4 protein-coding genes are annotated in these 1,754 nt (G+C 67.7%); 3 read left to right on the top strand and 1 reads right to left on the bottom strand.

The window, feature by feature from the left end; all coding sequences use genetic code 11:
• Positions 1-106: 106 nt before the first annotated feature.
• The gene (locus AC3XYG_RS04830) at positions 107-640 is read right to left on the bottom strand and encodes an AP2/ERF family transcription factor (protein ID WP_489138679.1); all 534 of its coding nucleotides are present in this window, start codon (positions 638-640) and stop codon (positions 107-109) included.
• A gap of 279 nt (positions 641-919) precedes the next feature.
• Here AC3XYG_RS04830 and AC3XYG_RS04825 point away from each other — a divergent pair, with 279 nt between their 5' ends.
• The 3 genes from AC3XYG_RS04825 to AC3XYG_RS04815 form a co-directional block, all read left to right on the top strand.
• Positions 920-1,186: a DUF1272 domain-containing protein gene (locus AC3XYG_RS04825; RefSeq protein WP_489138678.1), complete on the top strand. Its 267-nt coding sequence runs from the start codon at positions 920-922 to the stop codon at positions 1,184-1,186.
• 94 nt (positions 1,187-1,280) lie between these two features.
• Positions 1,281-1,571 (top strand): hypothetical protein, encoded by a 291-nt coding sequence (locus tag AC3XYG_RS04820; protein WP_489138677.1) that lies wholly within the window; start codon positions 1,281-1,283, stop codon positions 1,569-1,571.
• 2 nt (positions 1,572-1,573) lie between these two features.
• Positions 1,574-1,754: GTP-binding protein (locus AC3XYG_RS04815; protein WP_489138680.1), on the top strand; the 181-nt coding region annotated here is incomplete at its 3' end.

Genomic DNA, 1,754 nt, shown 5'->3' with positions numbered 1-1,754 from the left:
GATGTTCGGCCTGCCGCCGGTACGGGACACCAAGGCAGCGATCGGCAAGGCCCGTACGGCTGCCTAGGCGGCCGCGCCGGGCGCAATGCCGGACGACACCGGGCTGTCAGGCCCGGCTGCGCCGCTCGACCTGCTCCAGTTCGGCATCGGCCGGCCTGGACCGCCGCGACGGCGACTTCTGCGATTCGTTCGCCGCATGGTGGGGCGCGGCACGGTGGGAGGCCGGCAGCTTCGCGATGTCGGCCGTCGGCTCTGTCGTGTGGATCTTGAGCAGGCCCACCAGGCGCTCGGCGCCGTCGGCGGTCATTTCGTCCCGCGTGGCGAAGGCCAGTTCGCGGGCCTCGCGCTCGCCATGGATGGCGATCGAGAACTTCTTCTGGCGGCGGACGCCATCCTGCGTCCAATAGGCGGTCCAGAAGGCTGACGTGCCGCCGGCCCGGACATAGCGCGCCACCCCGGGGACGCCATGCGGCGTGTTCCGGCGCGGCAGCAGCCTGGAGCGCAGCGACCGGATCTCCGAATGATCCTCCAGATGCGCCAGGGCGAATTTCTCCGCAGCAGCCTCGGCTTTCTTCGATCCCTCATGCGCGAGGTCCGAGAAGAATTTCCGCGTATGCTGTCCTGCGACAGAAAATCGCACCAGCCACCCAAACATCCGCTTCTCGGGGTCATCTATTCGGCTGACGCGCATTAAGGTCTCCTGAACTTCTCAACTGGCCCCACCGGGGAAGCCTAACGCTTTTTCCATACCCCGGAGCAAGTTACGAAATCGTATGAAAGCGCCCTGCCCTCCCGAAGAACACTGCCGCCGGGCATCGGCGGGGCATCGTCGCGGATGGCAGGATCGGCCGGCAGAATGGCATGGCCGTGCCAGAGGTTTCGGCCGATCCTGACTCGCTCGAAACCCATGGAGGCTGCCATGCTGGAGCTGCGCCCGGGCTGCGAATGCTGTGACAGGGACCTGCCGCCGGATTCGGCGGAGGCGATGATCTGCAGCTTCGAATGCACCTTCTGTTCGAGCTGCGTCGAAACCGTGCTGCAGGACCGGTGCCCGAATTGCGGCGGCGGCTTCATGCCGCGGCCGATCCGCCCGCCGGCGGCGCTGGCCCGGCACCCGGCCTCGACCGCGCGGGTGTTCGAGCCGGAGAAATGCCGCGCGCTGGCCACGGCCGCCGATCCCGGCTGAGTCCCCAACGTCGCTGGATCTCTGTGGTTTTCCATCCGGCTTGCATCTGATGTCTTATTGTTATGATATAACATAAAGACAACAGGATGAACCGATGCCAGACCAGATGTCCCCCTCCCTGACCACCGAGCAGATCGCCCCGGGCGTTCGCACCCCAGCGGGCTTCACCCGCGCGACCGGAGAGCTGCGCGGCCTGCTGTCCGGGCTGCAGAATGCCGGCCTGTCCGATGCGGCGCTGGCCGCGGCGCTGCTGACCGAGGCCATGCCGCGGCTGCTGGCCGTCCACGGCGCGCAGCGCTGCGCCGACCTGCTCGGCACGCTGTCGCTCGAACTGCGCCTCGACCACGCCGCCGAAGGCCCGGCCCATCAGCGGATGGTGTCGTGACCATGCAGCCCGATGCCCGCCTGCCCGTCACCGTCCTGTCCGGCTTCCTCGGCGCCGGCAAGACCACCCTGCTGAACCACATCCTGAACAACCGCGAAGGCCGCCGGGTCGCGGTCATCGTCAACGACATGAGCGAGGTGAACATCGACGCCGAGCTGGTCCGCAGCGACGGCGCCGGTCTCA

This window comes from Inquilinus sp., assembly GCF_057815775.1.
Note: the sequence above shows the minus strand (reverse complement) of the source record. Positions and strands in the feature narration are given on the sequence as shown.